Below are 4,010 nucleotides of genomic sequence, written 5' to 3'. Positions count from 1 at the left end.
CAATAAAATTAGAAACCGTTAAAACGGTTAATACTTTTTCCTGTTTCATTAACCACCAACTTAAGTTGGTGGTTAATAAGAAGATAGAGGTCAATAACCGATTCATCAGTTTCCAAATTTCATGCAAAATTTCATACATATTCCAAATTATTGCCTTTTTAGAGTGGACTCATTAATGGAATTCAAAAAATCTCGGATTTCTCTCGTTTTGTCCAATTCGATTTTTTTCGCATTGGAATAAATGTTATGATCAAAAATGAATCTCATATTATCTTTCTTTTTTTTATATGTTTTGATGACCCAATAAAGTAATGAATTTCTTGTGAAAAACTGCTCGACAAACCTTTCTTTGTTTCCGGAAAAAACTTCTTCCTGAGTGATCATCCTTTTGATCGTTCTGGTCAAGGCACGATAGAAAACTAATGGGAATGAATAATTCAGCCAGATAACGAGTTCTGCTTTGGATAAAACAATATCCTGCACAGACATGTAATTTCCTTCGATGATCCAGGAATCTCTTTCAACAATTTCTTCGACTTCTTTCCTGAATTCAGGAAATGATTTTGCTGTCCAGTCTGGTCCCCAGTAAATTGCGTCGAGTTCGATATGAGGAATATGAAGGATTCTGGAAAGATGTCTGGCAAGAGTAGTCTTTCCGCTGCAGGTCGAGCCGACGATCGTGATGTATTTGTATTTATTTTTCAAATCAGATTATTATTCTTTTTCCGCTTCCTTTTCTTCTTCTTTTTTGATGATCTCGATCTTGAATTTGGAAGCAACAGCAGCTAAAGCGCCAATCGCTGCCCAAACCGGAGCGAGTAAAACTCCGACAACACCGATCGTTACCGGAATTTCCAGGTAAGTCTTTCCGTCCTCATTTTTAATGATGATCTTGCGGACATTTCCTTCGTGAATGATCTCTTTTACTTTTTTAAGGAGTTCTTCTCCTTTTACTTTGAATTCACTCTTTTTTGTTTTTTCGCACATGATTTTTCTCCTGTATCTCCATCGTCTCGATGGAATTTTTTTGTAACACATTTTTGCAAAATGTGCAATTCTCGACTTGTAAAGTCGAAATTCCGAGCGAATAAATCCGCTCTCTAAATCGAAAAAAACATTCTAAAGAATGTTGTCAAATAGAATGCTTCAGTGTTTCTTGAAAATCATTGAAATGGTTACAGGATATTTCCTGTTTTTTTAATCACAATGTCCGTCAAAAGCCGGATTAAACAATTGTGGTGTTAATCTGATTTACATATTCACAGAACGAACTATCAGAATAACACCCGATTTCAATCGGGTGAATATCACTCAAACAAATTTGTATAAACCATTTTAATGGTTTTCCGGTTTTATCCAATCCCAATCTCCGTGAAAAGAATTCCTGACCTCTTTCATTTCTTTCCTTTTTTCCAAATATCGTTGTTTCATGCTTTGCAGCCATTTCAGATGATCTTCAGCATCTTCAGGTGTCAGAAAAATTCCATGCTTATCTTTTTCTATTTTGAAAACCGGTTTTCCCTCTTCTAAAACCATTTCTCCAAAATTGCTGCAGACAATACATTTTACATGATTGTTTGGGAAAAACTGGAAAGTATCATTTCCGCAAAGCGGACATTTTTGTTCATTATTTGGAATTGATTTTTCAGACAGAATTTTTCCCAGGTTTTGGATTTTTTCATTATTGTTAGAATTCAGCAAAACTTCTCCCGGCAGCGAACCAATCAGAATTTCGATTCCTTTGATATCTGCCAGCAACACTTTCAGGAATCTCCTGATTTCGAGTGCGGTTGTTCCTTCTTTTCCTTCCAATCCGGCAACGCCGATTCCGATTGCTGGTTTTCCCCAAATCTGTTCAGCATATTTATAGAAAGCGAGTCCGCGGTCGAGTAAAACTTTCAGTTCGGAATTTGCTCCTAAAAAATATGTCGGAACAGATAAAATTATCACGTCTGTTTCGATCATTGCTTTGATGATTTTAATCAGATCATCATTGATTGAGCAATTCATTTTTCCGAATAAACATTTGAAGCAGGCTTTGCATGGTTTGATTTTAAAATCTGAAAGTCTTAAAAGTTTAAGTTTATGCGGTTCAGGAATATGTTTAACGAGTTCTTTGACTGCCAGTTCGCAGTTTCCTTTTTTGCGGGGAGATGCGATGAGGGCGAGGATGGTTTTCATTTATCTTTTAAAATTTTGAGTTGTAAATTCAGAAAACAGATTAAGGATTAACAAATTCAACTGCATTTTTTATTGAAATTCTCATCACTTCCGCCCAATCATCAAGTCCATATTCTAATCCCTTCTTTACATATTGCATTTCTGTTGATGAAAGGTCTCGACCAATTAAATCTCTTGAAACAATCTGTGCATCTTCATTAGTCAGTATAAAAAGAACATCGTTATCTTTAGCCATTTAAAAATTCTCCATTTTTTCTATCGCAACTTTTTCAATTTTTGCCAGAATATCTTCTTTCCACTTCTTGCCAACTTTATCAAAAATATCTAATAAATCCTCAAATATTTTCTCACCAGCGATAAAATTCCAGTATTCATCTCCAACGAGAAAATCGACTCCTTCCTGCATAAGATTCTGATTTGTAAATCTTTTATAAGGATTTGGAAAGTAAGGATTATACGGCAATGCTAAAATTGAGCGAATCGGTTTTCTCTTTCTTGCAATCCATTCTAATAATTTTACTTTTGTTTTTGTAAAAATATCAATATTAGGTTTAACTGTTTTTATTTCGAACAAATATTCAGAATCATCTCTTATCATATAAAAATCTACAATTTTTCCATCTTTTTGTTGTTTACCATTTTTTGGAGAAGCATTTAAGATAATCTGCATATCATTTTCATAATTTGGTTTTCTCTCATTATTTCTTAATTCACGGATAATATTATCGATAACAGATTTTTGATTTTTTGAAATAACGCTACCTAAATCATAATTTCGAAAGCATTCAATACAATTATCTTCAGCCAATATCATAGAAACTTTCTCGTATATTGACATTCCTAAACTTGTCGCAATAGAATGGATGAATGAGTAGGCTGCAACTTTTCTGCTGTCCTGAATCAATCTAACCAAAAAAGGCATAGAATGAGATTCTCTTGCATACCTCTTTAGTTTATTTTCGATTGTTTTAACTAATAGAAATTCAATTTTTTCTTTTTTCTCATTCGGTAAACCCATTTCTATTTCTCCTTCAAATGAAATATAATCTCAGCATAAGCAGTCTTATCTCTTTCAGTTCGATTCAAAACCGGTCTTTTAAATCTATTTACAATTTTCATTCCCGATTTTTCTGCAATTTTCGGATACAAATTAAATTTATCATTGGCAACCAGAAAAACATCATAATAATCTATTAAAAACCGTTTACAATTATTCAGAACATCCGAAATCCCTTTTACATAAGATTCTCTCGCTTCCCGACCATTTCCATTAAAAAGCGGTCCGATTTCCAATTCGTCTTTTCTCTCGTATCCAAATATTTCATAAGCATAAGCATGCTGTTCATGATAATCGATTAAACCAACATAAGGAGGAGATGAGAAAATTCCATTAATCTTTTTCTTTAAGATTTGTTGATAAAATTCATTATTATCTTTTACGATTTCTCCAAACAAATCGATAGTTCTGGAATCCCCTGTAAAACACTTTTGAAAAGTATCAGTTCTTAATTGGTGAAAATGAAAGAGTCTTTTCAATGTATCGTTCGCATATCTTTGCCACCAACTGAACATTGAGAAGAGAGGTTTGCAGATTTTGAAATGTTTATGGCAATAATAAGTTGAATAAACAGGTTCTTTTAAGGTTGCTAAATCAAAATGAGTTGTTGCCCGACAACTGCGTACACTCCTGCTTAAAATAATCTCCAAGATTTTTTTTGTGTTTAGATTTTGAATTCTATTTATGTTTTTCCGAACAAATTCGATTTCATCCCGAACCGGTTTCAAATACCATTTGTCCAAAAAATATTTGTTATTGTCTTGTTTGATTT

The 4,010-nt window shown here is 33.3% G+C and carries 5 protein-coding genes; all 5 read right to left on the bottom strand.

The window, feature by feature from the left end:
• Positions 1-147: 147 nt before the first annotated feature.
• The 5 genes from ENL20_02380 to ENL20_02360 all read right to left on the bottom strand — a co-directional run bounded on the left by ENL20_02380 (position 148) and on the right by ENL20_02360 (position 3,199).
• Positions 148-705: an adenylate kinase gene (locus ENL20_02380; GenBank protein ID HHE37401.1), complete on the bottom strand. Its 558-nt coding sequence runs from the start codon at positions 703-705 to the stop codon at positions 148-150.
• 9 nt (positions 706-714) lie between these two features.
• Positions 715-987: a DUF4342 domain-containing protein gene (locus ENL20_02375; protein HHE37400.1), complete on the bottom strand. Its 273-nt coding sequence runs from the start codon at positions 985-987 to the stop codon at positions 715-717.
• Positions 988-1,335: 348 nt separating this feature from the next.
• Positions 1,336-2,181, bottom strand: a complete 846-nt coding sequence (locus tag ENL20_02370; GenBank protein HHE37399.1) for a flavodoxin family protein — start codon at positions 2,179-2,181, stop codon at positions 1,336-1,338.
• 40 nt (positions 2,182-2,221) lie between these two features.
• Entirely contained in the window at positions 2,222-2,416 is a 195-nt protein-coding gene (locus ENL20_02365) for a hypothetical protein (GenBank protein HHE37398.1), read from the bottom strand.
• Positions 2,417-3,199: a TdeIII family type II restriction endonuclease gene (locus ENL20_02360; protein HHE37397.1), complete on the bottom strand. Its 783-nt coding sequence runs from the start codon at positions 3,197-3,199 to the stop codon at positions 2,417-2,419.
• Between the last annotated feature and the right edge of the window lie 811 nt (positions 3,200-4,010).

It is taken from the genome of Candidatus Cloacimonadota bacterium, from assembly GCA_011372345.1.
In the GTDB taxonomy this organism is placed as follows: Bacteria; Cloacimonadota; Cloacimonadia; order Cloacimonadales; family TCS61; genus DRTC01.
Note: the sequence above shows the minus strand (reverse complement) of the source record. Positions and strands in the feature narration are given on the sequence as shown.

Coding starts and splice junctions, on each gene's coding strand:
- ENL20_02375 (HHE37400.1), bottom strand. CDS start 987: ATGTGCGAAAAAACAAAAAAGAGTGAATTCAAAGTAAAAGGAGAAGAA.
- ENL20_02370 (HHE37399.1), bottom strand. CDS start 2,181: ATGAAAACCATCCTCGCCCTCATCGCATCTCCCCGCAAAAAAGGAAAC.
- ENL20_02365 (HHE37398.1), bottom strand. CDS start 2,416: ATGGCTAAAGATAACGATGTTCTTTTTATACTGACTAATGAAGATGCA.
- ENL20_02360 (HHE37397.1), bottom strand. CDS start 3,199: ATGGGTTTACCGAATGAGAAAAAAGAAAAAATTGAATTTCTATTAGTT.